Source organism: Comamonas aquatilis (genome assembly GCF_965139575.1).
Classification (GTDB): domain Bacteria; phylum Pseudomonadota; class Gammaproteobacteria; order Burkholderiales; family Burkholderiaceae_C; genus Comamonas; species Comamonas aquatilis.
Genome location: NZ_CBCSIW010000001.1, coordinates 463607 through 489063, shown reverse-complemented (window position 1 = coordinate 489063; position 25457 = coordinate 463607). Strand labels below are relative to the sequence as shown.

The 25457-nt window shown below is 61.4% G+C and carries 19 protein-coding genes and 1 tRNA gene; 12 read left to right on the top strand and 8 right to left on the bottom strand.

Annotated features, from left to right (window positions below; translation table 11 throughout):
* The first annotated feature begins 130 nt into the window (after positions 1-130).
* Positions 131-1216, top strand: coding sequence for a sensor histidine kinase (locus ACNAZA_RS02210; RefSeq protein ID WP_415794756.1), 1086 nt, complete (start codon positions 131-133; stop codon positions 1214-1216).
* Positions 1194-1955 (top strand): LytR/AlgR family response regulator transcription factor, encoded by a 762-nt coding sequence (locus ACNAZA_RS02205; RefSeq protein WP_415794755.1) that lies wholly within the window; start codon positions 1194-1196, stop codon positions 1953-1955. Before ACNAZA_RS02210 ends, ACNAZA_RS02205 begins: the two co-directional genes overlap by 23 nt.
* 52 nt (positions 1956-2007) lie before the next feature.
* Here ACNAZA_RS02205 and ACNAZA_RS02200 read toward each other — a convergent pair whose 3' ends face one another.
* From ACNAZA_RS02200 to polA, 4 genes are all read right to left on the bottom strand, one after another.
* A complete protein-coding gene (locus tag ACNAZA_RS02200; protein WP_415794754.1) occupies positions 2008-2841 on the bottom strand; it encodes a ZIP family metal transporter in 834 nt (277 codons plus the stop codon).
* A 167-nt stretch (positions 2842-3008) separates the two neighbouring features.
* Complete coding sequence (locus ACNAZA_RS02195) at positions 3009-3923, bottom strand: dienelactone hydrolase family protein (RefSeq protein WP_415794752.1); 915 nt, start codon at positions 3921-3923, stop codon at positions 3009-3011.
* Between the two features lie 161 nt (positions 3924-4084).
* Positions 4085-5125: a type 2 periplasmic-binding domain-containing protein gene (locus ACNAZA_RS02190; RefSeq protein ID WP_415794751.1), complete on the bottom strand. Its 1041-nt coding sequence runs from the start codon at positions 5123-5125 to the stop codon at positions 4085-4087.
* 111 nt (positions 5126-5236) lie between these two features.
* On the bottom strand, positions 5237-8059 hold the full coding sequence (gene polA / locus ACNAZA_RS02185) for a DNA polymerase I (protein ID WP_415794749.1): 2823 nt from the start codon (positions 8057-8059) through the stop codon (positions 5237-5239).
* Positions 8060-8176: 117 nt separating this feature from the next.
* Here polA and ACNAZA_RS02180 point away from each other — a divergent pair, with 117 nt between their 5' ends.
* The 4 genes from ACNAZA_RS02180 to ACNAZA_RS02165 all read left to right on the top strand — a co-directional run bounded on the left by ACNAZA_RS02180 (position 8177) and on the right by ACNAZA_RS02165 (position 12769).
* Positions 8177-8536 (top strand): hypothetical protein, encoded by a 360-nt coding sequence (locus ACNAZA_RS02180; RefSeq protein ID WP_415794748.1) that lies wholly within the window; start codon positions 8177-8179, stop codon positions 8534-8536.
* A gap of 111 nt (positions 8537-8647) precedes the next feature.
* On the top strand, positions 8648-9604 hold the full coding sequence (locus ACNAZA_RS02175; protein WP_415794914.1) for a homoserine kinase: 957 nt from the start codon (positions 8648-8650) through the stop codon (positions 9602-9604).
* A 143-nt stretch (positions 9605-9747) separates the two neighbouring features.
* Complete coding sequence (locus tag ACNAZA_RS02170) at positions 9748-10578, top strand: BPSS1780 family membrane protein (protein ID WP_415794746.1); 831 nt, start codon at positions 9748-9750, stop codon at positions 10576-10578.
* Between the two features lie 193 nt (positions 10579-10771).
* A complete protein-coding gene (locus ACNAZA_RS02165) occupies positions 10772-12769 on the top strand; it encodes a PhoX family protein (protein WP_415794745.1) in 1998 nt (665 codons plus the stop codon).
* A gap of 77 nt (positions 12770-12846) precedes the next feature.
* On the opposite strand, the gene ACNAZA_RS02160 is transcribed toward ACNAZA_RS02165, so the two are convergent.
* Both ACNAZA_RS02160 and ACNAZA_RS02155 read right to left on the bottom strand, forming a co-directional pair.
* On the bottom strand, positions 12847-15327 hold the full coding sequence (locus tag ACNAZA_RS02160) for a UvrD-helicase domain-containing protein (RefSeq protein WP_415794744.1): 2481 nt from the start codon (positions 15325-15327) through the stop codon (positions 12847-12849).
* Between the two features lie 92 nt (positions 15328-15419).
* Entirely contained in the window at positions 15420-15581 is a 162-nt protein-coding gene (locus ACNAZA_RS02155; RefSeq protein WP_415794743.1) for a hypothetical protein, read from the bottom strand.
* Positions 15582-15775: 194 nt separating this feature from the next.
* Between ACNAZA_RS02155 and ACNAZA_RS02150 the strand changes: the two genes are divergently transcribed.
* From ACNAZA_RS02150 to ACNAZA_RS02130, 5 genes are all read left to right on the top strand, one after another.
* Positions 15776-16753, top strand: coding sequence for a GMP reductase (locus ACNAZA_RS02150; RefSeq protein ID WP_415794742.1), 978 nt, complete (start codon positions 15776-15778; stop codon positions 16751-16753).
* 194 nt (positions 16754-16947) lie between these two features.
* Positions 16948-17829, top strand: a complete 882-nt coding sequence (locus tag ACNAZA_RS02145) for an NAD(P)-dependent oxidoreductase (protein WP_415794741.1) — start codon at positions 16948-16950, stop codon at positions 17827-17829.
* A gap of 78 nt (positions 17830-17907) precedes the next feature.
* Positions 17908-17983: transfer RNA gene (locus tag ACNAZA_RS02140), tRNA-Lys, on the top strand.
* A 180-nt stretch (positions 17984-18163) separates the two neighbouring features.
* Entirely contained in the window at positions 18164-19537 is a 1374-nt protein-coding gene (locus ACNAZA_RS02135; RefSeq protein ID WP_415794740.1) for a GntP family permease, read from the top strand.
* A 158-nt stretch (positions 19538-19695) separates the two neighbouring features.
* Positions 19696-20928 (top strand): multidrug effflux MFS transporter, encoded by a 1233-nt coding sequence (locus ACNAZA_RS02130; protein WP_415794739.1) that lies wholly within the window; start codon positions 19696-19698, stop codon positions 20926-20928.
* 180 nt (positions 20929-21108) lie between these two features.
* Here the strand turns inward: ACNAZA_RS02130 and ACNAZA_RS02125 are convergent, their stop codons facing one another.
* On the bottom strand, positions 21109-23208 hold the full coding sequence (locus ACNAZA_RS02125) for a DEAD/DEAH box helicase (RefSeq protein ID WP_415794738.1): 2100 nt from the start codon (positions 23206-23208) through the stop codon (positions 21109-21111).
* A 299-nt stretch (positions 23209-23507) separates the two neighbouring features.
* Positions 23508-24125 (bottom strand): oligoribonuclease, encoded by a 618-nt coding sequence (gene orn, locus ACNAZA_RS02120; RefSeq protein ID WP_276209252.1) that lies wholly within the window; start codon positions 24123-24125, stop codon positions 23508-23510.
* A 30-nt stretch (positions 24126-24155) separates the two neighbouring features.
* On the opposite strand from orn, the gene ACNAZA_RS02115 reads away from it, so the two are divergent.
* On the top strand, positions 24156-25457 hold the full coding sequence (locus tag ACNAZA_RS02115; protein ID WP_415794737.1) for a M48 family metallopeptidase: 1302 nt from the start codon (positions 24156-24158) through the stop codon (positions 25455-25457).

Below are 25457 nucleotides of genomic sequence, written 5' to 3'. Positions count from 1 at the left end.
GAGCCGGCTCAAACCGGGTGCCATCAACCGGCAAAACAGTAGGCGCCTGTTTCAGCCAGCGGGCAGACTCTCCATAATCCGGCCATGCCGCACGCTTTGCCAGCTCTCGCGCGGCAGCTGAACTGCCGCCATGACCCGCCCTGTTTTTTCACCTCCTCTGCACACCAGGCCCAGCGCTCTGGTGTTTGACGCCTGCAACGCCGGCGTGATGCTGCGCGCCGTGCTGTTTGTGCAACTGGTCATTGCCACGGCCGCTATGTTCGGTGCAGATTCGCTGTGGGAGTGGCTGTCCAGCATGTCGCTGCTCACCGCCGCCAGCCTGCCCGGCACGCTGGTGTGGCTGATTACGGCCTGCAGCCTCAAATACCAGCTGCAGCGCATGAGCATGCGCGGCCAGTATCTGGCGGGCGTGCTGTTGGGCGCCCTGGCCGGCCTGTATGCCTGCGCCATGCTGAGCTTTATCGGTCTGAGCAAGCCGCCCTGGTTGGCCAGCGCAGTGACCGGCGGCCTGCTGGCCGCCTTGCTGGTGACCGCTCTGGTGCTGCGTGCCCGTGGCAATACACCGGCCCAGACCCAGGCCCGCTTGGCCGAGCTGCAATCGCGCATACGCCCGCATTTTCTGTTCAACACGCTCAACAGTGCGATCGCCCTGATACGGGCCGAGCCGGCCAAGGCCGAGACCATGCTGGAGGACTTGAGCGATCTGTTTCGCTACGCGCTGGCAGAGCCGCACAGCACCACCACGCTGGCCCAGGAAATCGAGCTGGCCCAGCGCTATCTCTCCATTGAGCAGGTGCGCTTTGGCGAGCGTCTGCAATTGCAGTGGCAGCTCGATGAAAGCGCGCACCACGCGCTGCTGCCGCCACTGCTGCTGCAGCCGCTGGTGGAAAACGCCATACGCCACGGTGTGGAGCCCAGCACAGCCGGCAGCAAGCTGCAGGTGCGCACCGAACGACGTGGCGAACAGGCCTTGATTCATATCGTCAACAGCCTGCCCGCCGCTGGCGAAAAGCGCCCCGAAGAACGCCCCGACAAGGGCAACGGCATTGCGCTGGAGAATGTGAAAGCCCGGCTGTCGCTGCTGCACGATTTGAACGGCAGCTTCAGCGCCGGTGAGCACAAAGGGCTGTTCGTGGTGCGCATCAGCGTGCCACTGGAGCCTCAGCCATCCGCCCCATCCACCACCCCAAGCCATGCAAATACTGATAGTCGATGACGAGGCGCTGGCCCGTGCCAGATTGCGCACGCTGCTTGGCGATTGCCATAGCGACAGCGGCCACGGCCACCATGTGCTGGAGGCGGCCGATGCCGTGCAGGCCCGCGCCCTGCTGCTGGCCAAGCGCCCCGCGCCCATCGAGCTGGTGCTGCTGGACATACATATGCCGGGCCAGGACGGCCTGGAACTGGCCGAGACCTTGCGCAACTTTCCCCATCCGCCCGCGATTGTGTTTGTCACCGCCCATGCCGGACATGCGCTGCAAGCCTTCGAGCTTGATGCTGCCGACTACCTGACCAAGCCGGTGCGACTGGAGCGGCTCAAGCAAGCCTTGCTCAAGGCCGAGCGCAGCAACCAGATTCAGGCCCTGGCCCTTGATGACAGTGCGCCCTCACTCCTGATTCAGGAGCGCGGGACCACCATCAGGCTGCCGTTGACCGAGGTACGCTATCTCAAGGCTGAACAAAAATACATCACGGTTCGCACCGTGAGCCGCCACTACATCCTCGATGGCGCTCTGGCCGAACTGGAAACCCGCCACAGCCAGCAGCTGCTGCGCGTACACCGCAACACTCTGGTGGCGCGCGGCGCCATGCGCAGCCTGGAAAAATACGAGGACCACGAGGAAGGCGAAGGCTGGGGCCTGCGCCTGCAAGGCGTGCCGGAGCTGCTGCCCGTCTCGCGGCGGCAACTGCCGGCCGTCAGAGCCGTGCTGCGCGGAGAGGCCGAAGCGCTCTAGCAACAAAAAATGGCAGCCCAGGCTGCCATTTGTGCGTTCAGATTCCGTTCACTCAGTGTGTATGCGGATGGGTGTGTGCTGCACCGCTGGCCAGTGTGACCAGCGCAATGCCCAGCAAAAGCCAGAACACCTGCGCCGCAGTCTCCTTGGAGCTCAGGCGCTTTTGCAGTTGCGGAATCAGATCCGCCAGTGCCACATAGATAAAGCTGCTGGAAGCCACCGTAAGAAAGTAAGGCAGCAAATCGTGCAGCTGGCCGATCAGGAAGTAACCGGCAATACCGCCCAGCGTGGTCACCGCACCGGCCATGGACACCTTGATCAGCGCCACACGGCGGTTGGTGCTGGACTGGCGCAGCACCACGATGTCGCCCATATGGTGCGGCACTTCGTGGGCCAGCACCGAGATGGCGGCAATCAGGCCCAGACGCATATCGGCCATGAAGGCCGAAGCAATCAGCACGCCATCGCCAAAGCAATGCACGCTGTCGCCGGTCAAAATGGCCCAGCCGCCCTTGCGATGGCCGTGATCATGCCCATGGCCGTGTGAATGGCCATGTCCATGCTCGTGTTCATGATCCTCCTGCGGCAAGGCATGGGAGTGCTCATGGCCGTGGTGCCATAGCTCGGCCTTGGACAGCAGAAAGAAAAACACCAGGCCGACCAGCAACACCACGAACAAGTCATGCGCCTCGCCATGGCTCTCGAACGCCTCGGGCAGCAGATGCATGAAGGCCGTAGCCAACAAAGCGCCTGCGGCCAGACTCAGCAAACGCTGCGGCATGACCCCGGGCGAACGCGCCCCACCCCAACCCATCAACAAGGCGGCCACCCAAACACTGCCAATACCAGCAGCCAGGGTGGCCAAAATGATTGCTACCAACGTCATAGCGATTTATGCATTAACCGTATGCCTTTGCAGGCGAAACCAGGGGATTTTGGCAGAATGCGCCCGCTCGCGCGGTGCCGCTGCGGCTATCCCCATGACAACGACCCGGAACCATCTTGTTCCCGATCTATCGTTTCACCTTAGCAAAGCTGTCAAGCCCCCCGGCTTCATGCCACGCCATGCTTGGCAAACCAGCCCAGCATCCGCTCCCAACCGTCCTTGGCCGCATATTCGCGGTAGCTGGGCCGGTAGTCGGCGTGAAAGGCGTGCGGAGCCTCGGTGTAGACCACAAACTCCGAGCTCCTGGCCGCGTCGGAGCCCTGTTTGAGCGCCGCATCCATGGCCTGCACGGATTCCAGCGGAATGCCCGCATCCCTGCCGCCGTACAAGCCCAGCACCGGGGCCTTCAGGCTGGCAACCTGCTCAATCGGCTGCTCCGGCTGCAGCAGCGTCTCCAGGCCTTGCATGCGCCCATACCAGGCCACGGCGGCTTTCACCGGGCCGTGCGCGGCATACAGCCAGGTGATGCGGCCGCCCCAGCAAAAACCGGTCACGGCCAGCTTTTTCACGTCGCCGCCGTTGTTGGCCGCCCATTGCACGGCGGCATCCAGATCGGTCATCACCTGCTCATCGGGCACCCGGGCAATCACCTCGTTCAGCAGCTGGGCTATTTCGGTATAGGCCATGGGGTCGCCCTGGCGCACAAACAGACGCGGGGCAATCGCCATATAGCCGGCACGCGCCAGGCGGCGGCAGGTATCGGCAATGTACTCATGCACGCCGAAAATCTCGGAAATCACCAGCACCACCGGAGCTGCAGACTTGCCGGCAGGCACGGCGCGGTAAGCCGGCAGCTTGTAGCCGTTGACATCGATATGAATTTCACCCTCGGTCAGCCCGTCTGCAGGCGTGCTGATGGCCGTCTGGGCCATGACAGGCCCGGCCGCCGCCGCATACCCCAGGCCCAATCCAACGCCCAGAGCCAGCTGCAGCGCACTGCGGCGCGGCAGCGCTGCACCAGCTACCCCGCCCTTGGTCGCCAACAGGGAGTCCATATCGGATCGCAAATCATCAAACTGCATTCAAGATCTCCTTGCAACACATCCACAAACTGCTGTGCTCCGCCAGAGCCGTCGGCATCCGAGCATCGCGCTTACCACCTCTATCACTATGAAAAATAGAGCTGCATGCGCTTTCTCATCAATGGGTTTATCGCATTTTTATCGAAAATTGGCGAGCTGGCTTACTCCAGTGCCCTGACGGAAATCGGCGGCCTACTGGGTTTGCTGGGAACGTTGTCCAGCCAGTAGGAGATGCTTTTCCAGGTGCTGGACCAATGCGCTACATAGACTTGCGAAGCCTCGGTCGTCATGCTGCTGGGCTCCTGCCGCAGTTCGCGGATCAGACGCTGGGTATCGTCGCGCACGGTGATGGCATGCAGGCCCCGGGCCACCCGCGCCCGCTCTGTAGCTCCCATGCCGCTCGGCACAAACCAGGCCATCCAGCCCGGTTGCACCGTGGGCAGCCGCCATTGAGCAAACGTGGGAAACGGCGAAGGGTCCGCCGAGCCTGAAGTGGCCAGAATCTGCAAACGCGGCCGAATTCTGGCGGCATTCTTGCCCTGAAAAATGCGTTGGAATTCGGCGCAGTGATCGAACAGCAGATCCAGCCTGCCATCGAGCAAGGCTTCCATGCTCATTTCCGCACTTTTGGAGAACACTTCCGGTTGCCAGCGCACACCGGTTTTTTTCTCCATCGCCCTGACCCAGACATCGGGAGCCCCTTCGATAAACGGCAGGCCGATACGCAGCGGACGCCCCAGGCCCGCAGCCCAGCTGCCAAGCTCTTCGGCCGTGCGCGGCGGCACATCCTGCGCCGAGACCAGGCACCAGGAACGCTGCAAGACCAGTTGCACCACCAGCACAGGAGGGCTGCTGTGCCGGCTCACCGCGTCATCGTGCAGCTTGCTGTTCATTCCCGTGGTCAGCATCATCAAAGTCCGGTCGGGATCGGAAGTCTTGAGTGCCTCATAGACGCCATCCACATCCCGCCCCCGCGTGGAGGCCGGAATCACGACCTTGCCGCCCAGATACAGGGGCAGCAGACGTGCATAGTGCTGCGTCAGCGGCTCGGCCACCTCGCCGCGCGGCACGGCCTGAACCAGCTGCCAGCTGCCTTTTTGCGAACCAATGCCTGCACCCGCCGCACTGGCATCACCAGCCGGCCAGCCAAGCCAGACCAGGACCAAAGCGGACACAAAAAAACTGGCAGCAGTTTTCAACATATGCAATGCATCAATTCACAGGCATGGACACCGAAATGCTGTGGACTATGCCATGACTTGGCTCTGGCCCCCGGAGCCTGCGACAGCATAGACGTTGGTCGTGCTTTGCCTTCAGTGCGCCTTTTCCCAATTGGCGCCAAAGCCCACTTCGGCCAGCAAGGGCACCTGCAGCTCGGCCACCTGGGCCATCAGACGTGGAATCTCGGTGCGCACCCATTCCCGGTCGGCTTCGGGCAATTCGAACACCAGTTCATCGTGCACCTGCATGATGACCAGCACCTCGGGCTTTTCCGCATCCAGTCTGGCCTGAACGGCCACCATGGCCTTCTTGATCAGGTCGGCCGCCGTGCCTTGCATGGGCGCGTTGATGGCGGCGCGCTCGGCGGCTTTCTTGCGCGGGCCGTTGCCACCGTTGATCTCGGGCAACACCAGGCGGCGGCCGAACACGGTCTCCACATAGCCCTGGGCATGGGCCAGCTCCACAGTCTGCTCCATATAGCGCTTCACACCGGGGTAACGCTGGAAGTACTTGTCGATATAGGCAGCGGCGGCCTTGGTCTCGATGCCCAGGTTCTTGGCCAGACCAAAGCTGCTCATGCCGTAGATCAGGCCGAAGTTGATGACCTTGGCATAGCGGCGCTGCTCGCTGCTGACTTCGTCCACACTCACGCCAAAGACTTCAGCCGCCGTGGCACGGTGCACATCCAGGCCGTCGCGGAAGGCATTGAGCAGGGCTTCATCACCGCTGAGGTGGGCCATGATGCGCAGCTCGATCTGCGAGTAGTCGGCGCTGGCAATCAGCTTGCCCTCGGGAGCGACAAAGGCTTCGCGCACGCGGCGGCCTTCGGGCGTGCGCACGGGAATGTTCTGCAGATTCGGGTCGTTGCTGGACAAACGCCCCGTCACTGCCACGGCCTGGGCGTAATGGGTGTGGACGCGGCCGTCCGTGGGCAAAGCCATCTGCGCCAGCTTGTCGGTATACGTGCCCTTGAGCTTGGACAGAGAGCGATGCTCCAGCAGCTTGGCGGGCAGTGGATAGTCCTCGGCCAGCTTTTCCAGCACTTCTTCGTCGGTGCTGCGCGCGCCGGTAGCGGTCTTCTTGACCACGGGCATGCCCAGCTTGTCGAAGAAGATTTCCCCCAGTTGCTTGGGAGAGGACAGATTGAAGGGCTGGCCGGCAATCTCGTAAGCCTCTTGCTCGAGTTTCAAGATACGCGCGCCCAGATCATTGCTCTGGCGCGCCAGTTCGCCCGCATCAATGCTCACGCCATTGCGCTCGATGCGAAACAGCGCTTCGCTGGTCTGCATCTCCAGCTCATAAATATGCAGCAAACCGGCGCTGGCCTGAATCCTGGGCCACAGCACGCCATGCACATCCAGCGTCTGGTCGGAATCCTCGCAGCTGTACGCTGCGGCCTTGTCCACCGGCACCTGGGCAAATGGAATCTGGCCCTTGCCCTTGCCGCACAGGTCTTCGTAGCTGATGCCGGTGCGGTTCACATGGCGCAGCGCCAGACTTGTCAGGTTGTGCGGGCGGTCGGCCTCCAGCACATAGGATTGCAGCATGGTGTCGTGCGCATAGCCGCGCACGGTGATGTCATGGTTGGCAAACACATGCTGGTCGTATTTGACGTTCTGGCCCAGCTTTTTCTTGGCTGCATCTTCCAGCCAGGGCTTGAGCCTGGACAGCACCATCTCCATATCCAGCTGCTCGGGCACCTCCATGCCTTCGTGGCGCAACGGAATATAGGCCGCCTCACCTACAGCCACGCTGAAAGAAATGCCGACAATCCGAGCCCGCATTTCGTCAAGGGAGTCGGTTTCGGTGTCGATGGCGGTCAGCGCGGCCGTATCGATCTTGCTCAGCCATTCATCAAGCTGGGCCTCGGTCAGGATGGTGGTGTAGAGCACATCGCGCTGCTGGGCCGCCACAGCCACTTCGGTTACCGCCGCATCATCGGCATCAAACAAGCCGCCCTGGGCGCTGTCGACCTTGCCCGCCTTGGCTGGCTTGCCTGCCTTCGCCGGAGCCGCTTCAGAAACAGGAGCACCCAGCGAACGCACCAGGCCCTTGAAGCCGTATTTTTCATAAAAGGGTGCCAGACCCGCATGATCCGGCTCGGCCAGTACCACGCCGTCAAGCTGCGGCAGGCCGCCGATGTAGTCAGCCAGGTCGCAATCGGTCTTCATGGTCACCAGCTGGCGGCTCAGCGCCAACTGACCGCTGGCAATCGCATCACGCAGGTTCTGGCCCGCCACACCCTTGATGCCTGCGGCGTTAGCTATCAAATTGTCCAGCGTTCCATGCTCTTCCAGCCACTTGGCGGCAGTCTTGGGGCCGACCTTGGTGACGCCGGGCACGTTGTCCACGGTATCGCCCACCAGGGCCTGGTAGTCGACCATCAGCGCAGGCGGCACGCCGAACTCGGCCGTCACGCCGGCTACGTCGCGCTTTTTGCCGTTCATGGTGTCGATGATGGTCACATGCTCATTGACCAGCTGGCTCAAGTCCTTGTCGCCGCTGGAGACGATGACCTTGATGCCTTGCGCGGCCGCCATCTGCGCCAGCGTGGCGATCACATCATCGGCTTCCACACCGGGCACGGCCACCACTTTCCAGCCCAGCAGCTGCACCACCTCATGGATGGGGGCAATCTGCTCGCGCAAATCGTCGGGCATGGGCGAGCGCGTGGCCTTGTACTCGGTGTACATCTCATCGCGAAAGGTCGGGCCCGAGGCATCAAACACGCAGACGGCGTAATCGGCCTGCACATCCTTGCGCAGCGCCTGCATCATATTGATCATGCCGCGTATCGCGCCCGTGGCCGGGCTGGCCGGATTGCCGGGCTCGGCGCGCAAATCGGGCATGGCGTGGTAGGCGCGGTACAGGTAGCTGGAGCCGTCGATCAGCACCAGGGTCTTGGAATTGCTCATGGGCGAGATTGTGCACGTGCACCGGCATTAACCATGCAAAGCACTGCGGCCCCTGCCCCCATGGGAGTCGGGGACGAAGGCCAGCTGACAATCTGCAACTCGCCCTACAATTGAGCCATGCGCGCCACCCATTTGTTCATCCTCCTCAGCCTGGCTGCCGGTTCCGTACTGGCCCAGACCTCCACTCCGGCCCCTGCCCAGGCTGCAGCTCCTGTTGCCCAGGACAAGACGGAGAACTCTGCTGCACCCGGCAAGCACAACCAGCGGATCGAACACATCCGTGTGGAAGATGCCGGCAGCCGTGTGGATGAAACCCGCGTGGGCGGCCAGACCCAGAGCATTACCGTGCAACCCAAGGTGGGCACCATGCCCGAGTATGAAGTGCAGTCCAACGACGGCGCGAGAGCGGCCCGTAACCGTGACAACAACAGCGGCGACACCACGGGCAGCCGGGTCTGGAATGTGCTGAAGTTCTAAGTCTCAGCGCCAGCGCCCCCATTGAATGACAGGGCAGTGCCACCCAGCACTGCCCTGTTGCATATTGAACCTGACTACCTGACCGGTATAGAGCCGGCATTTTTCCCCATCATGGCTGTTTTCACTGAAGTCTCTGAAAAAGATGCACGCGATCTGCTGCGCCGTCTCTCCCTTGGCACGCTTACGGGCTTGCGCGGCATTCAAGGCGGCATTGAAAACACCAACTATTTTCTGAGTACCGACCAGGGCGAATGGGTGCTGACCCTGTTCGAGCGCCTCTCGGCCGAGCAGTTGCCGTTTTACCTGTACCTGATGAAGCACCTGGCCCAGGCCGGCATTCCCGTTCCTGACCCTCAGGCCGAAACCCGCAGCGGCGACATCTTGCTCAAGGTCTGTGGCAAACCGGCTGCCATCGTCAACCGCCTGGCCGGCAAGAGCCAGCTGGCACCTCAGCCCGTGCATTGCGCCGCCGTGGGCGACATGCTGGCCCGCATGCATCTGGCAGGGCAAAGCTATGAGCGCCAGCAGCCCAATCTGCGCGGCCTGCCCTGGTGGAACGAAACCACGCCCGTGGTCTTGCCCCATCTGGAGCAGCCAGAAGCGGCCATGCTGCGCAGCGAACTGGCCTACCAGAACCATGTGGCGGCATCAGCCGCCTATGCGGCACTGCCGCGCGGCCCGGTGCACGCCGATCTGTTCCGCGACAACGTAATGTTTGACGACGACAAGCTCACCGGCTTCTTCGACTTCTACTTTGCCGGCGTCGATACCTGGCTCTTCGATCTGGCGGTCTGCCTGAACGATTGGTGTATCGATCACGCAACAGGTGCGCACCTAGAGGCGCATGCCAAGGCCATGCTGGACGCCTACCAGGCCGTGCGCCCGCTGACGGCGGCCGAGCGCGAGCTGTTCAACGCCCAGCTGCGCGCAGCCGCCCTGCGTTTCTGGGTGTCGCGCCTGTGGGATTTCCATCTGCCCCGCGAAGCCGCCCTGCTGACCCCCCACGACCCCACCCACTTCGAGCGCGTGCTCAAGCAGCGCATCGCCCATCCCCAAAGCCTGGCCTGAGGCTTGCGGCAGCGCTCCGCGCGTTGCCCGTACCGTCCAAGCTGCCGGACAGCACGGGGCTATTGATGGCCCCGTGCGCATGAACCGGGTAAAGTGCGCGCATCAGCTTTTGCCAAGCGGCGCGAAAGCATTTTTTTCTTCCCATGAAACTCCAAATCGTTCCTGCCCGCACCGGCTGGCTGTGGGTGCAGCTGGGTCTGCGCACTTTCAAAAGCCAACCTCTGGCTTTGGCGGCCCTGTTTTTCCTGTCCATGGCCAGCATGTCGCTGGTTTCCGTGCTGCCCCTGATCGGCCCGGTGATCGCGCTGGCCCTGCTGCCCTCCGTGTCCCTGGCCATGATGGTGGCGGCGTCAGAAGCCGCCCATGGCCGCAAGCCCACGCCGGCGCTGCTGCTGGTGGCATTTCGCAACGGCTCGCAGCGCATGCACTCCATGCTGGTGCTGGGCGGGCTGTATGCCGCTGGCTTTCTGCTCGTCATCGGTGCATCCACGCTGATTGACGACGGCACCTTTGCCAGCGTTTATATGGGCCAGACGCCCATGTCCCGCGAGATCGCCGAAATGCCCGAATTTCAGTCCGCCATGTGGCTGAGCATGGGTCTGTACCTGCCTTTGTCGCTGCTGTTCTGGCATGCACCGGCGCTGGTGCACTGGCACAACATCTCGCCCATCAAATCCCTGTTCTTCAGCTTTGTCGCCTGCGTGCGCAATATTGCGGCCTATGCGGTATTCGGCATCTGCTGGGTGGGTGTCTTTATTGCCAGCGGCACGCTGCTGGCCCTGGTCACCGGGGTTCTGGCCAGCGTGATCGGCGCTGCCGCTGGCGCAATCATGGTGACCATGGCGCTGATGCTGGCCGCCATGTTCTTCACCTCCCTGGTCTTCACCTTCCGCGATTGTTTCAGCCCGCCCGATGAGCCAGGCGATGCCCAGTCTCAGGCCAACCCACCCGGCTTGCCGCCTGCGGCACACTGAAAGCCAGCCACCACATCAAGCCCCGGCCCTTCAGCCGGGGCTTTTTTGTGCGCCGTGCTGCGCGGCAGCTGTCACCGCTTCGTCACGCAACTGCAACAACTGTGACACGAGGAGTTTCTAGCATCGAGGGCGATCGGGCCTTGGCGAGGCGTTGCGGCCCGTCAAGCCAATCCAACCCCACTACAAATCCCTCATGTCTCAAACTCTGCTCAGCCGCCGCAAAGCCCTGCAATTCCTGTCGGGCGCTCCCATGCTTCCCATTGCGTCTGCCTTTTCGGCCTCCAGCCTGCTGGCAGCCTGTGGCGGTGGCGATGATGCGCCGATCGCTCCCGCGCCCGTCGCCAAGAACTATGTCTCGGCCACCTTCACCAGCATGGCAGCCCCCACACTGGCCAAGCCTGCCGACATGGCCACCATGTTCATGGCATCGCAGATGAAGGTCACTTTTGACGACAAGAGCGAACAAAGCTACGACCTGAGCTACCAGCCCTTCTTCGTGACCGGCGACGAAGTATCGGACGGCAAGGGCGGCAAGATCCTGTCTGGCGGCTACTTCGACATCTTCAACAACAAGATCATCGACAGAACCGTCTCCGGCCAGGAACGCCACTTCTTCTCCGATTCCCCCGACGGCACCTCGCTGCTCACCGTGCCCAATGCCAAGGTGGACGGTGTCAAGGGCCAGCCTGTGTTCGCCGTGGTGCAGTTCGAATACACCACTTGGGCCCAGGACGGCAAAACCGATATGTACGGCAAGCTGCCTTCGCCCATCGCCGTACTGACGCTGGATCAGGACCAGAGCACCGGCAAGCTGAGCCTGGTCAAGTATCACAATGTCGACACCTCCAAGGTCCACGGTCTGTGGATCACCTGCGGCGCCAGCCTCTCGCCCTGGGGCACGCATCTGTCCTCGGAAGAGTACGAACCCGACGCCTTCAGCATCGCCAGCAACACCATGTTCCAGGACTACAGTCAGAACCTGTACGGCGACAAGACCAAAGCCAACCCCTATCACTACGGTCACATGCCCGAAGTGATCGTGAACGTCGACGGCACCGCCACGATCAAAAAGCATTTCTGCATGGGCCGTATCTCCCATGAACTGGTCCAGGTCATGCCCGACCAGCGCACCGCCCTCATGGGCGATGACGCCACCAACAGCGCCTATTTCGTGTTTGTGGCCGACAAGGAAAAAGACCTGTCCTCGGGCACGCTGTACGCAGCCAAGGTCGGTGCCGGCTTCTCCATCGACCCCGCCGCCAAGAGCGCCGCACCGCTGACCTGGATCAAGCTGGGCTCGGCCACCAGCGCCGAAATCGAGAACCTGGCCAACACGCTCAAGCCCACGGACATCATGACCGTGAGCAAGACCGACCCCAGCGACGCCAGCTACACCAAGATCGTGAGCAACGGCAAGACCGAGTGGATCAAGATCAACCCCGGCATGGACAAGGCCGCCGCCTTCCTCGAAACCCACCGCTATGCCGCCTTCAAGGGTGCCAGCCTGGGCTTCACCAAGATGGAAGGCACCACCGTCAACGCCAAGGACAAGATCGCCTACTCGGCACTGCAGAACGTGCAAAGCTCCATGGTCGCCGGCAACGCTGCCAACGTACCAGGCAATGGCGTCTCCGTCCCCAAGCAATTGGTGGCTGGTGTGGTGATGGCGCTAAACCTCAAGGGCGGCCAGAAGGACACGACGGGCGGCGCCATCAACAGCGAATGGATGCCCGTGGACACTGCTCCTTTGCTGGCCGGCGAGGATCTGCTGGACACCGATGGCAAGACACTCAAAGGTGACGCTCTGGGCAACACGGCCAATCCGAACAAGATTGCCAACCCCGACAACCTCAAGTTCTCGGAAAAAATGCGCACCTTGTTCATCGGCGAGGACAGCGGTCAGCACGTCAACAACTTCATGTGGGCCTACAACGTGGACACCAAGCAGCTGTCGCGCCTGCTGTCCGTGCCCGCAGGCGGTGAGTCCACAGGCCTGCATGCCGTGGACGAAATCAACGGCTGGACCTACATCATGAGCAACTTCCAGCACGCTGGCGACTGGGGCGGCATCCACGCCAGCGTCAAGACCCAGCTGGATCCGCTGATCAAGGCCAACTACAAAGACAAGTTTGGCTCGGCAGTCGGCTACATCACGGCCTCGCCCGCCCAAATGAAGCTCAGCGCCAAATAAGCGTCGCCCCAAAAATAAAAGCCGCAAGCTGGCAACAGCTTGCGGCTTTTTTCATGCCTGGTCAGTTGGTTGGTGCTTCAACTCACAATGGTCAGCTTGGCGATGGACAGCGCCAGCCATTTGGTGCCGTGGCGGCCAAAGCTGACCTGGGCGCGCGCATCGTCGCCCGCGCCTTCCACCGCCAGCACCTTGCCTTCGCCAAACTTGTTGTGGAACACGTTCAACCCGGCCTTGATGCCATGCGAAGGTTCGGCCTTTTGCTTGGGCACGGGCGGGCTGGCAAAAATCTCGCTGGTACTGCCAGCACGACCACCCCAGCCAGAGTTGGAGCCAAATCGACCTCCAGCGCCTGCTCCATATGCGCCACCAGCTCCTGAATTGGGAGTAAACGTGCCAAAACCCGCCTGCCTGGGTGTGATCCACTTGAGCGCTTCTTCGGGCAGCTCGTCAAAAAAGCGGCTTTTGACGTTGTAGCGCGTCTGGCCGTGCAGCATGCGCGTCTGCGAATGGCTCAGATACAGGCGCTTGCGGGCCCGGGTGATGGCCACATAGGCCAGGCGCCGCTCTTCCTCCAGGCCGCCACGGTCCATCATGGCGTTCTCGTGGGGGAACAGGCCTTCTTCCACTCCGCCGATGAAGACAGCGTCAAACTCCAGACCCTTGCTGGCATGCACCGTCATCAGCTGCACGGCATCCTGCCCGGCCTGGGCCTGGTTGTCGCCGGCCTCCAGGGCCGCGTGCACCAGAAAAGCCTGCAGCGGCGACAGCGTCTCGCCCGTGTCGGCATTGACCAGGCTGGCCAGCGTGCCCTCGGCAGGCTTGAGCGGCTCGTTGAGCAGCGGGGCGCGGGGGTCCAACCCCTGGCTGACCGGCGACTGCGTGATCGCGGACGTGCCGCTGTGCTCATCAAGCGGCAGCGCCACGGCGTCGCGACCAAAGCCTTCCTGGGTGACAAAGCTCTCGGCCGCCGTCACCAGTTCCTGCAAGTTCTCTATGCGGTCCGCACCTTCTTTTTCGCTGCGGTAGTGCTCGATCAGCCCGCTTTCCTCTTCTATGGTCTCAATGATTTCGCGCAGCGTCTTGCCTTGCGTGCGCTCGCGCAGCACATCCATCTTCGCCACAAAGCCCTGCAGCTTGGTGCCTGCAGTACCGCCCACGGCGGTGACGGCGTCGTTCAGCGAGGTGCCGCTGCTGCGCGCCGTGTCTTGCAGCACTTCCACCGTGCGTGCGCCGATGCCGCGTGGCGGAAAGTTCACCACCCGCATAAAGCTGGTGTCGTCGTGCGGGTTCTCCAGCAGGCGCAGATAGGCCAGGGCGTGCTTGATTTCGGCACGTTCAAAAAAGCGCAGGCCGCCGTATACGCGGTAGGGGATCGAAGCGTTGAACAGCGCCGATTCGATCACCCGGCTTTGCGCATTGCTGCGGTAGAGCACGGCAATTTCCTGGCGCTTGAAGCCATCGCTTTTCACCAATTGCTTGATCTCGTCCACCATCCACGATGCCTCGGCCAGATCGCTGGGCGCCTCATAGATGCGCACCGGCTCACCCGGGCCTTGATCGGTGCGCAGACTCTTGCCCAGGCGGTTGCTGTTGTGGCTGATCAGCGCGTTGGCGCAATCGAGGATATTGCTGTGACTGCGGTAGTTCTGCTCCAGCTTGATCTGGTTGCGCACATCGAACTCGCGAATGAAGTCCGCCATATTGCCCACGCGCGCACCGCGAAAGGCGTAGATGCTCTGGTCGTCGTCGCCCACGGCAATCACGCTGGAGCTGGAGACAAAGCGCCCTTCCACCACATCGCCCGCCAGTTGCTTGAGCCACTGGTATTGCAGCTTGTTGGTGTCCTGAAACTCGTCCACCAGCATGTGCTGAAAGCGGCGCTGGTAGTGCTGGCGCAGATGAACATCGTCACGCAGCAGCTCGAAGCTGCGCAGCATCAGCTCGCCAAAATCCACCACGCCTTCGCGCTGGCATTGCTCTTCGTAGAGCTGGTAGATCTCGACCTTTTTGCGCGTATCGGGGTCGCTGACCACCACGTCGCCGGGGCGCATGCCTTCTTCCTTGCAGCCGGCAATGAAGTACATCAGCTGCTTGGGCGAAAAGCGTTCGTCGTCCACATTGAACTGCTTGCACAGACGCTTGATGGCCGAAAGCTGATCCTGCGTATCCAGAATTTGAAACGCCTGGGGCAGCTTGGCCGCCTGATAGTGGGCGCGCAGCAAGCGGTTGCACAGGCCGTGGAAGGTGCCGATCCACATGCCGCGCACGTTGTAGGGCAGCATGGCCGACAGACGGGCCAGCATTTCCTTGGCCGCCTTGTTGGTGAAGGTCACGGCCAGAATCGAGCCCGGCGTGGCCTGGCCGGTCTGCAGCAGCCAGGCAATACGCGTGGTCAGCACCCGCGTCTTGCCCGAACCGGCACCCGCCAGAATCAGCGCATGGCCTGCGGGCAGGGTGACGGCCGCCAGTTGCTCGTCATTGAGGTTGGCGAGCAAGGGGGAATGATGGGCAGAGGAAGCGCCCTCAGGCGTGGCGTCAAGCAGGTCGATCGGGAACATAGCCTGCCATTGTAGAAACGCCGTGGACACCTTGCGTCTTGCTGCTGCATTCAGGGCTTTGCTCGCTATCAATCAAAGAGCTTCTTGTGCTTTCAAGGCAATGATTTCCAATTGATTTGCATATGAAATTCAATCAGCACCGGCGCAAGCAGCTCCTGATTTAAAAACTCCTTCGCATTTGCCACCGCGACATGCGTGTTGGCAGCTGGCATCGCTGGCCGCAGCCATTCCATACAAAACATAAGAAATTGCATATACCCTCCATAAGCATATGGAAGGCCCCTCAAACCTCGCTCGCCGTATAGAATCGGTCACCGGGCCCAAGTTTCTTGTGGTCCGGTTTTTTTTGCCCTGATTTTCCTCGGGCGCCTGAAAGCCGGCCTCCAAGCCAAGCGCCCCATCACGGATGGATGTTCCTGCCGTGACCTTTTATGGAGCTTGGAATCAAATGGAAATCTTCGACTACGACAATGTTCTGCTACTGCCCCGCAAGTGCCGCGTGGAAAGCCGTGCGGAATGTGACACCAGCGTAGAGTTGGGCGGCCGCAGCTTCAAGCTGCCCGTGGTACCCGCCAACATGAAGACAGTGGTGGACGAGAAGATCTGCACCTTCTTGGCACAAAACGGTTTCTTCTATGTGATGCACCGTTTCGACATCGACAACGTGGCTTTCACCAAAGAGATGCAGGGCCAGGGCCTGTTCGCATCCATCTCGCTGGGCGTCAAGCAGCCCGACTACGACACGGTGGACCGTTTCGTGGCCGAAGGCATCTGCCCCGAGTACATCACCATCGACATCGCCCACGGCCATGCCGACAGCGTGAAGAACATGATCCAGTATCTGAAGGCCAAGATTCCCGCAGCCTTCGTGATCGCCGGCAATGTGGGCACGCCCGAAGCCATCATCGATCTGGAAAACTGGGGCGCCGATGCCACCAAGGTCGGCATAGGCCCGGGCAAGGTCTGCATCACCAAGCTCAAGACCGGCTTTGGCACGGGCGGCTGGCAGCTGTCGGCGCTCAAGTGGTGTGCCCGCGTGGCCACCAAGCCCATCATTGCCGACGGTGGCATCCGCAGCCATGGCGACATTGCCAAGAGCATCCGCTTTGGCGCAACCATGATCATGATCGGCTCGCTGTTTGCCGGACATGAGGAATCGCCCGGCCAGACCGTGGAAGTGGACGGCGCGCTGTTCAAGGAATACTACGGTTCGGCCTCGGACTTCAACAAGGGCGAGTACAAGCACGTGGAAGGCAAGCGCATCCTGGAACCCGTCAAGGGCAAGCTGGCCGATACGCTGACCGAGATGCAGCAGGACACCCAGTCCTCCATCAGCTACTCGGGCGGCAAAAAGCTCATGGACATCCGCAAGGTCAACTATGTGATCCTCGGTGGTGACAATGCCGGCGAGCATCTGCTGATGTAAGCGCGGCAAGCGCAACTCACCAGCGCGAAGGTGAACCTCCAAAAAAAACATCAAGGGCAGCTCAGGCTGCCCTTTTTGTTGCCCCGGTATTTCAGCGCGCTCAGGCACAACTGAACTTCGCTGGCGCTCTGGATTGATCTGGCCTTGAGGCCTTAGCATGGCAGCATTCAAGACACAACAAGGGTTCCAAAGAGATGAGCACCGCTTTGAAAATTGCAGTTCTGGGCACGGGAATGATGGGCCTGCCCATGGCACGCCGATTGGCCGATGCCGGACATGAAGTCCATGCCTGGAACCGTACCCAGGCCAAGGCCGAGCCGCTGGCCGCACATGGCGTGAAGATTCACGAACATGCCGCCGATGCCGTGCGCGGCGTGGACTTTGCGGTGAGCCTGCTGGAGAACGGCGCCATCGTGGGCGATGTGCTGTTCACTCTGGGCGTGGCCGCTGCCATGCCCAAGGGTTCGCTATTCATCGACATGGCCTCCATCCAGCCCCGCGAGGCACGCGAGCACGCCGACAAGCTCAAAGCACTGGGCGTGCAGCATCTCGACGCCCCCGTCTCCGGCGGAACGCTGGGCGCCGAAGCCGGCACGCTGGCCATCATGGTCGGTGGCAATGAGGCCGACTTCAGCCGCGCCCAGCCTGTGTTTGCCGCCCTGGGCCGCGCCACCCATGTGGGCCCGCATGGTGCCGGCCAGCTGGCCAAGCTGGCCAATCAGATGATTGTGGGCATCACCATCGGCGCCGTGGCCGAAGCCCTGCTGCTGGCCGAGCACGGCGGCGCAGACCCGGCCAAGGTGCGCGAAGCCATCTCCGGCGGCTTTGCCGACAGCCGCATCCTGCAAGTGCATGGCGAACGGATGGTCAACCATGACTTCGCGCCCCGTGGTCGCATGACGGTGCAGCTCAAGGACATGCGCAACGCCATCGCCACGGCCGAGGAAATCGGCTTCGACGCCCCGATTACCGACTTGCTGGAGCAGCTTTATGCAGAGGGCGTGAAGAACGGTCTTGGCGACCTGGATCAGGCCGGTTTGTTCGTGGAACTGCAGCGCCGCAACGCTTTGGATTGAAAAAATCGAGGGTTTTCCTGCGAGCCCTCAAAAAATACTGCATAATTGCGGTCTTGCTTGTTACGCAAGCAGTGTGTGGGGCTCTTAGCTCAGCTGGTAGAGCAGCGGACTCTTAATCCGTTGGTCGAGTGTTCGAATCACTCAGGGCCCACCAATTCAAAACGCCAAAGTTCATCTCGGACTTTGGCGTTTTTCGTTTCCGGCGTGCAAAACTCCCCTGCAATCAACTTGATCCGGCAACAGACTACAAACGGCGCACCCACCACTCCCTAGCATGAGGCTTGACGACTCCTCCGGGCACACCCGCATCCGGACTTCTCAAAAAGGCTCATTCATGTCTGAATTCGACATTCAACTGCTGATGACCGCCTTGATCAGCGTCTTGCTGCTGGTCGCTCTGATTATTTCGCGCATACGCATGCACCCGCTGCTGGCCTTGCTGCTTGTCTCCATCGGCGCGGGCTTTGCCACCCATATGGAACCGGCCAGCATCGTGAAAAACATCACTGACGGTGCCGGAAAGACCTTGGGTGCCGTGGGTGTGGTGATTGCCCTGGGCGCCATGCTGGGCAAGATTCTTGCCGATGCCGGCATTACCGAGCAGATCGCCAATGCCATTTTGCGCGGCTCCTCCAAGCGCATGATTCCCTGGGCCATGACGCTGGTGGCCTTTATCGTCGGCATCCCCATGTTCTTCGAAGTGGGCCTGGTAGTCATGCTGCCGCTGATTTTCAGCGTGGCCCGCAAGCTCGAAACACAGGAACGCTTCAAAGGCTCGGCCTATGTCTATGTCGGCGTGCCGGTGATTGCCGCGCTGGCTGCCATGCACGGCATGGTGCCACCCCACCCCGGCCCCCTGACCGCCATCGCCACGCTCAAGACCACGGTCGGCCCCACCATGCTCTACGGCTTTCTGGCCGCCATTCCGGCGCTGATACTGGGCGGCCCTCTGTATGGCGCGTTCATCGCTCCCCGCATGACGACGCGCCCCGAGCAGGCTTTGCTGGACCAGTTCACCATTGCCGAAAAGCAGGACAACCGCCAGGCACCCAGCGTGGCACTGGGCGTGCTGGCCGCACTGCTGCCGGCCATTCTGATGCTGATTCACGCCCTGACCGAGACCTTTCTACCCAAGGCATCGGCTGCGGCCCATGTCTCGGCCTTCTTGGGCAATCCCTTGATTGCCATGCTGCTGGGCGTGCTGTTTGCCATCGTCACCCTGGTGTATGCACGGGGCGGCGATGCCGAAAAGCTGCGCGAGAGCCTGGGCAAAAGTCTCAAGCCCATTGCCGGCATCATGCTCATCATTGCCGGCGGCGGGGCTTTCCAGCAAATGCTGACCAGCGCCAAGGTCGGCGACGCCATCGTGCACCTGACCCAGCAATTCGCCTTTCCGCCGCTGATTCTGGGCTGGCTGATCGCCATGCTGCTATCCGTTTCCACCGGTTCGGCCACCGTGGGTATTGTGGGTGCCGCCGGCTTGCTGGCACCGCTGGCCGGCGCAGACCCCAGCCTCAACCTACCCTTGCTGGCACTGGCCATTGGCAGCGGCTCCCTGTTCTTCAACTACGCCAACCACGCCGGTTTCTGGATGGTCAAGGAATCCTTTGGCATGACCATGGGCGAAGCCACCAAGACGATCTCCGTCGTGCAGTCCATCGTCTCGTTGGTCGGCTTGCTGATGGTGCTGCTGTTCAACGCCTTCTGAAGCGCTGCGGCATCAAGCCGCCACCCGATCAAGCCAGCATAAGCCGCTGCATATGAGCGCAAACCCTCGCCATGCCGCTAAAGTGTGGCTCTCGGGGTATTGCAGCGCCTGCCACCTTGCCGCAGAGCAGGCAATACCCCACCCGGACTCAAGAACTCATGCAAAACAACTTTTCCACGTTCTGGCGCGGACCGCGCTGGACACTGGCCGTGCTGCTGGCCATTCTGGGCATGTTGGGCCCCTTCTCGGTGGACACCTACATCCCGGCCTTCTCCGGCATCGCCCAGGCTCTGGGCGCCACACCGCTGGAGATGCAGCAAACGCTGTCGGCCTATCTGTTTGGCTTTGCCTTCATGAACCTGTTCCACGGCGCGCTGGCGGACAGCTTCGGCCGCCGCCCCGTCATTCTCTGGGGCCTGGTCATGTTCACACTGGCATCTGCGGGCTGCGCCCTGTCCCAGAACATCACGCAACTGGTGATGTTCCGCGCCCTGCAAGGCCTGTCCACGGGAGCGGGGATTGTGGTGTCCCGTGCCATTGTGCGCGACATCTTCCCACCCAATCAGGCCCAGAGCCTGATGGCGCAGATCACCATCTTCTTTGGCATCGCCCCGGCCCTGGCTCCCATGCTGGGCGGCTGGCTGTTCGTGCATCTGAACTGGCAAGCCGTGTTCTGGTTCCTCACCGCCATAGGCGTCGCACTCTGGGCCATCAACCTGCGTTTTCTGCCCGAATCGCTGCCGGCCGACAAACGCCAGCCTTTCCGCTTCAAGCCGCTGATGCAGGGTTACGGAACGCTGTTTACCGACCCGCGCTTTCTGCTGCTGGCCTTTGCCAGCGGCGTGCCGTTCAACGGCATGTTTCTCTATCTGCTGTCGGCCCCCGCCTTCCTCGGTGATTTGCTGCACCTGGAGCCCACGCAGTTCTTCTGGTTCTTCATCGCCATGATTGGCGGCATCATGGCCGGCAGCTGGACCAGCGGGCGTCTGGCAGGCCGCATCCCGCCCAAGCGCCAGATCCGCCATGGCTTTCTGATCATGGTCGTGACCTCGCTGATCAATCTGACGGCCAATCTGATCTGGCCGGCCCATGTCAGCTGGGCGCTGATTCCCATCAGCCTGTTCTCCTATGGTTGGGCGCTGATGGTGCCGGTCGTCACGCTGCTGGTGCTGGACATCCACCCCACGCGCCGCGGCCTAGCCTCGTCGCTTCAGGCCGTGGTGGGCTCGGTCGCCAACGGCTTTGTGGCCGGAGTGATTGCACCCCTGGTCATGCATTCGGCCGTGCTGCTGGCCATTGGCTCCATCAGCATGCTGGTGATCGGCCTGCTGTCCTGGATGCTGCTGCACCACTACTGGCCGGAAATTGGCCGTCACGCCTCGGAGACCTGATCGAAAAAAGGAGCTGCCAGCGATTGACCATCATGGGTTCTCATATGAAAAGTCATTGAAACTCATGAATTACTTGCGCTAGCAGCTCCTTATTCAGGATCAAGCTGATATGAAAAAAGCCGGTTCAATGAACCGGCTTTTTTGTTGACCCAGGTGCCGCAGCACCTTAATCAGTGTCGATCAACGCTCGTCGCGACGGGGGGCACGGGGCTTGCGCTCAAAGCCACGGTCGGCACCACGATCACCGTGGGGCTGATAAGGCTTGCCAGCGCTTTGACCAAAGGCCGGACGACGATCACCGCCGCCAAAGCCACGCGATTCGCCACCGCGAGCACCGGCGTGAGCGCCGTCACGGCTGGCGCCGCCACCAAAGCTCTTGCGGGCACCGAAGTCGCCGCCTTCACGGCGCTGACCGCCGGCAAATCCGCCGCGATCGCCGCCGAAGCCGCCGCGGTCGTTGCCGCGCTCGCCGCCACGGTCAAAGCTGCGTTCCTGACGTTCGCCGCCAAAAGCGGGACGTGGAGCTGCATCACGGCCGGCAAAACTACGCTCGCCGCCACGATCAGCGCGAGGTGCGCCGAAGCCAGGGCGATCACCGCCACGGTCGTTGTTGAAACGGTCGCCACCGCGATCGCCACCAAAGCCGCCACGGTCGCCACCGAAGCTGCGCTCGTTGCGATCACCACCACGGCCGGCGCCGAAGCCGCCGAAACCGCTCTTGCGGCCATAGCCTTCGCCATCACGGCGAGCACCGTAGCCACCACGGCTACCGCCGCCACCACCACCGCCACGGCGGCCATCACGCTCACCGGCTGCAGGGAAACGTTGTACAGGCTCCAGACCTGGCAGCACTTCAGCCTTGAACTGCTGACGGGTATAGCCTTCGATGTCGAACACACGGCGACGATCGCGGAACTCAGCGAAAGTCACAGCCGTGCCTTCGCGGCCAGCACGGCCGGTACGACCAATGCGGTGGGTGTAGTCCTCGGCCTTCATGGGCAGACCGTAGTTGAATACGTGGGTAATGGTGGGCACGTCAATGCCACGGGCAGCCACATCGGTTGCCACCAGGATTTGCACCTGACCATTGCGCAGCGCCATCAGGCGACGGTTACGCAGACCCTGGCTCAGAGCACCGTGCAGGGCCACGGCAGAGAAGCCGTCTTGCTGCAGATCGGTAGCCAGACCGTCACATTCCACTTGCGTGGAAGCAAACACGATGGCCTGGTTGATGCTGCTGTCACGCAGCCAGTGGTCCAGCATCTTGCGCTTGTGCTGGGCGTTGTCGGCCCAGAACAGCACTTGTTTGATGCTGGAATGCTTTTCCTGGGGCGAATCAATCGTCAGCTTCTTGACGCCAGAACCGTTGTCATGCATTACACGCATGGCCAGCTGTTGCACGCGGGGTGCAAACGTAGCGCTGAACATCATGGTCTGCTTGCGCTGAGACGTCATCTGGTTGACTTCAGCCAGATCGTCGGAGAAGCCCAGATCCAGCATACGGTCGGCTTCGTCAACCACCAGGAACTGCACCTTGTCCAGCTTGATTTGCATGGAGCGCTGCAGATCCAGCAGACGGCCAGGGGTTGCAACTACCAGATTGGCGTTTTGCAGCTTGGCGATCTGCAGCTGATAAGGCATACCGCCCACGACGTTGGCGACACGGATACCACGGCAGTGTTTGACCAGCTCGATAGCGTCATGCGCTACTTGCTGAGCCAGTTCACGTGTAGGGCACAGAATCAGGGCACCGGGAACGGCAGCCTTGAAATTGCGGGGGTTGGTCGGGTCCTTGCGGCGATTGCGCTTGGGCAATGGCTGGCCATTGGCCGCAGCTTCTGCGCACTGACGATCGAATTCGGCGTTCAGTTCGGCTTCTTCGTCAGCCTTCTGGTTAATCAAGGTGTGCAGCACGGGCAACAGGAAAGCAGCAGTCTTGCCGGAGCCAGTCTGGCTAGACACCATCAGGTCCACAAACGCCTGATCGCCACCACTGCTCATGGCCAAGGGAATGGCCTGCATTTGCACGCTGGTAGGCTTGGTGTAGCCCAGATCGGCAACAGCCTGCACCAGCTCAGGAGCCAGGCCCAGTTCTACAAAGCCATTAGGCTCGTCAGCAACTTGCTCTTCTTCAGCCAGCTCTTCGCTTGCCAGTTCAATGCCGTTTTCTTCGGCATCAGCGGCTGCCAGCATGGCATCCAGACGGGATTCAATTTCAGGAGAAGACAAAGAGATATCAGCAGCGGCCACTTGGCCCTGCTCCAGGGATTTTTCGGTCATGGAAAACTCACGAAAAAAGCAGCGCAGCCAGCGATCTGCCCACTTTTTTGACGGTTGGTTCAACATCCACCGTCAGACTTTGACTGCCCGTTCGCAAAAGGGGCAGATGGGCGTATAGCTTTTACAGGTGCCGGCCGGTTTTGAGCCGCTGCACGCAAGTAAAAAGAACCCGGTGTGTGATGGTGATGCGCAAAATTACCCATGGATCGGGTAAGCAATGGATTGTCTCACGCCCCGGGTTTTCCCGCAAGCCCCCAGGGCTATCTAAATCTTGGCCAGGACGATTTATTTTGAAAAAATCAGACGCTGAGCAACTCTTTGCGGTAGTGCTGCAGCTCGTCAATCGACTCATGCACATCGGCCAATGCCGTATGGCGCTGGGCTTTCTTGAACGAGGTATAGGCCACGGGCTTCCAGCGTCTGGCCAATTCTTTCAGAGTGCTGACGTCGATATTGCGGTAGTGAAAGAAGTTGTTGAGCTTGGGCATGTAGCGCTCCATGAAGCGCCGATCCTGCGCAATGCTGTTGCCGCACAGCGGCACCTTGCCCTTGGGCACGTACTTGGAGAGAAAGGCAATCAGCGCAGCCTCGGCCTCGGCTTCCGTCACGGTGGAAGCTTTCACGCGCTCGATCAACCCGCTCTTGCCATGCGTGCCCTTGTTCCAGGCATCCATGCCGCCCAGCAATTCGTCCGACTGGTGAATGGCAAACACCGGACCTTCCATGCGGATTTGCAGATCGGCGCTGCTGACCACCACGGCAATTTCAATGATGCGATCGCGGTCGGGATTCAGCCCCGTCATTTCGCAGTCCAGCCAGACCAGATTGAGGTCGGACTTGGATAAAACAGGCTGGGGAGCAGGAGCAGCTTCTATGACTGCGACGGAATCGGTAGGAATGCAGGAGGCTTCAGACATGGCATAAATTGTCGCCTACACTGCCAAGACATGGCTTCCAACCCCGATTTTTCACTCTCGCTGTCGCTGCTGTTTGCTGCGGCCGTGGTTTTGCAATGGCTGCTGCGTGTCTGGCTGGTTTCGCGCCAGGTGCGCCACGTCGCGGCCCACCGCGCGGCCGTGCCTGCGGCCTTTGCCCAGCACATCAGCCTGGCAGCCCATCAGAAAGCGGCCGACTACACCCTGGCCAAGGCCAAGGTATCGCTGATCGACATGACCCTGTCTGCCGCCGTGCTGCTGTGCTGGACGCTGCTGGGCGGACTCGACGCTCTGAACCTTTGGCTGTTCGATCTGCTGGGTGCCGGCATGTGGCAGCAACTGGCCCTGCTGGGCGGTTTTGCACTGATTTCGGCGCTGATCGAGCTGCCGCTGTCCCTCTACCAGACCTTCAAGCTGGAACAGCGCTTTGGCTTCAACCAGATGACGCTCAAGCTCTGGCTGGGAGATCTCGCCAAATCCACCCTGGTGGGCACGCTGGTGGGCCTGCCGATTGCCGCGCTGATCCTCTGGCTCATGGGCTCGACCGGTTCCTGGTGGTGGCTGTGGGCCTGGGCCAGCTGGACGGGCTTCAATCTGTTGCTGATGTGGATTTTTCCCAGCTTTATTGCCCCTCTGTTCAACAAGTTCGAGCCGCTGGCCGATGAAAGCCTCAAGGCCCGCGTCACGACGCTGATGCAGCGCTGCGGCTTTGCGGCCAAGGGCTTGTTCGTAATGGACGGCAGCCGCCGTTCGGCCCATGCCAATGCATATTTCACCGGCTTTGGCAGCTCCAAGCGGGTGGTGTTTTTCGACACCTTGCTCAAGCAGCTGAGTCCTGAAGAAGTGGAAGCCGTGCTGGCCCATGAGCTGGGCCACTTCAAGCACAAGCACATACTGCGCCGCATGCTGATGATGTTTGGCGTGAGCCTGCTGGGCTTTGCCTTGCTGGGCTGGCTGAGCCAGCAGCTATGGTTTTACTCGGGGCTGGGCGTGACGCCCATGCTCACGGAGAGCTTCACCCTCTCCAGCCAGAACAATGCCATGGCCTTGCTGCTCTTCATGCTGGCCGTGCCGGTGTTCGCCTTTTTCATTACCCCGCTGATGTCGGCCATGTCGCGCCGCGACGAATTCGAGGCAGACGCCTATGCCATGCAACAGGCCGACGGCGGCCAGCTGGCTTCGGCGCTGCTCAAGCTTTACGAGGACAATGCGTCCACACTCACGCCAGATCCCTGGTATGTGAGCTTTTACTACTCACACCCACCGGCTGTGGACCGCCTGGCACGTATGCCTGCGCCGTCGGGCAGCTGGTGA

Excerpts from the sequence above, each read along its gene's own strand:
- ACNAZA_RS02210 (WP_415794756.1), top strand. The coding sequence starts at position 131 with ATGACCCGCCCTGTTTTTTCACCTCCTCTGCACACCAGGCCCAGCGCT.
- ACNAZA_RS02205 (WP_415794755.1), top strand. The coding sequence starts at position 1,194 with ATGCAAATACTGATAGTCGATGACGAGGCGCTGGCCCGTGCCAGATTG.
- ACNAZA_RS02200 (WP_415794754.1), bottom strand. The coding sequence starts at position 2,841 with ATGACGTTGGTAGCAATCATTTTGGCCACCCTGGCTGCTGGTATTGGC.
- ACNAZA_RS02195 (WP_415794752.1), bottom strand. The coding sequence starts at position 3,923 with ATGCAGTTTGATGATTTGCGATCCGATATGGACTCCCTGTTGGCGACC.
- ACNAZA_RS02190 (WP_415794751.1), bottom strand. The coding sequence starts at position 5,125 with ATGTTGAAAACTGCTGCCAGTTTTTTTGTGTCCGCTTTGGTCCTGGTC.
- polA (WP_415794749.1), bottom strand. The coding sequence starts at position 8,059 with ATGAGCAATTCCAAGACCCTGGTGCTGATCGACGGCTCCAGCTACCTG.
- ACNAZA_RS02180 (WP_415794748.1), top strand. The coding sequence starts at position 8,177 with ATGCGCGCCACCCATTTGTTCATCCTCCTCAGCCTGGCTGCCGGTTCC.
- ACNAZA_RS02175 (WP_415794914.1), top strand. The coding sequence starts at position 8,648 with ATGGCTGTTTTCACTGAAGTCTCTGAAAAAGATGCACGCGATCTGCTG.
- ACNAZA_RS02170 (WP_415794746.1), top strand. The coding sequence starts at position 9,748 with ATGAAACTCCAAATCGTTCCTGCCCGCACCGGCTGGCTGTGGGTGCAG.
- ACNAZA_RS02165 (WP_415794745.1), top strand. The coding sequence starts at position 10,772 with ATGTCTCAAACTCTGCTCAGCCGCCGCAAAGCCCTGCAATTCCTGTCG.
- ACNAZA_RS02160 (WP_415794744.1), bottom strand. The coding sequence starts at position 15,327 with ATGTTCCCGATCGACCTGCTTGACGCCACGCCTGAGGGCGCTTCCTCT.
- ACNAZA_RS02155 (WP_415794743.1), bottom strand. The coding sequence starts at position 15,581 with ATGCAATTTCTTATGTTTTGTATGGAATGGCTGCGGCCAGCGATGCCA.
- ACNAZA_RS02150 (WP_415794742.1), top strand. The coding sequence starts at position 15,776 with ATGGAAATCTTCGACTACGACAATGTTCTGCTACTGCCCCGCAAGTGC.
- ACNAZA_RS02145 (WP_415794741.1), top strand. The coding sequence starts at position 16,948 with ATGAGCACCGCTTTGAAAATTGCAGTTCTGGGCACGGGAATGATGGGC.
- ACNAZA_RS02135 (WP_415794740.1), top strand. The coding sequence starts at position 18,164 with ATGTCTGAATTCGACATTCAACTGCTGATGACCGCCTTGATCAGCGTC.
- ACNAZA_RS02130 (WP_415794739.1), top strand. The coding sequence starts at position 19,696 with ATGCAAAACAACTTTTCCACGTTCTGGCGCGGACCGCGCTGGACACTG.
- ACNAZA_RS02125 (WP_415794738.1), bottom strand. The coding sequence starts at position 23,208 with ATGACCGAAAAATCCCTGGAGCAGGGCCAAGTGGCCGCTGCTGATATC.
- orn (WP_276209252.1), bottom strand. The coding sequence starts at position 24,125 with ATGTCTGAAGCCTCCTGCATTCCTACCGATTCCGTCGCAGTCATAGAA.
- ACNAZA_RS02115 (WP_415794737.1), top strand. The coding sequence starts at position 24,156 with ATGGCTTCCAACCCCGATTTTTCACTCTCGCTGTCGCTGCTGTTTGCT.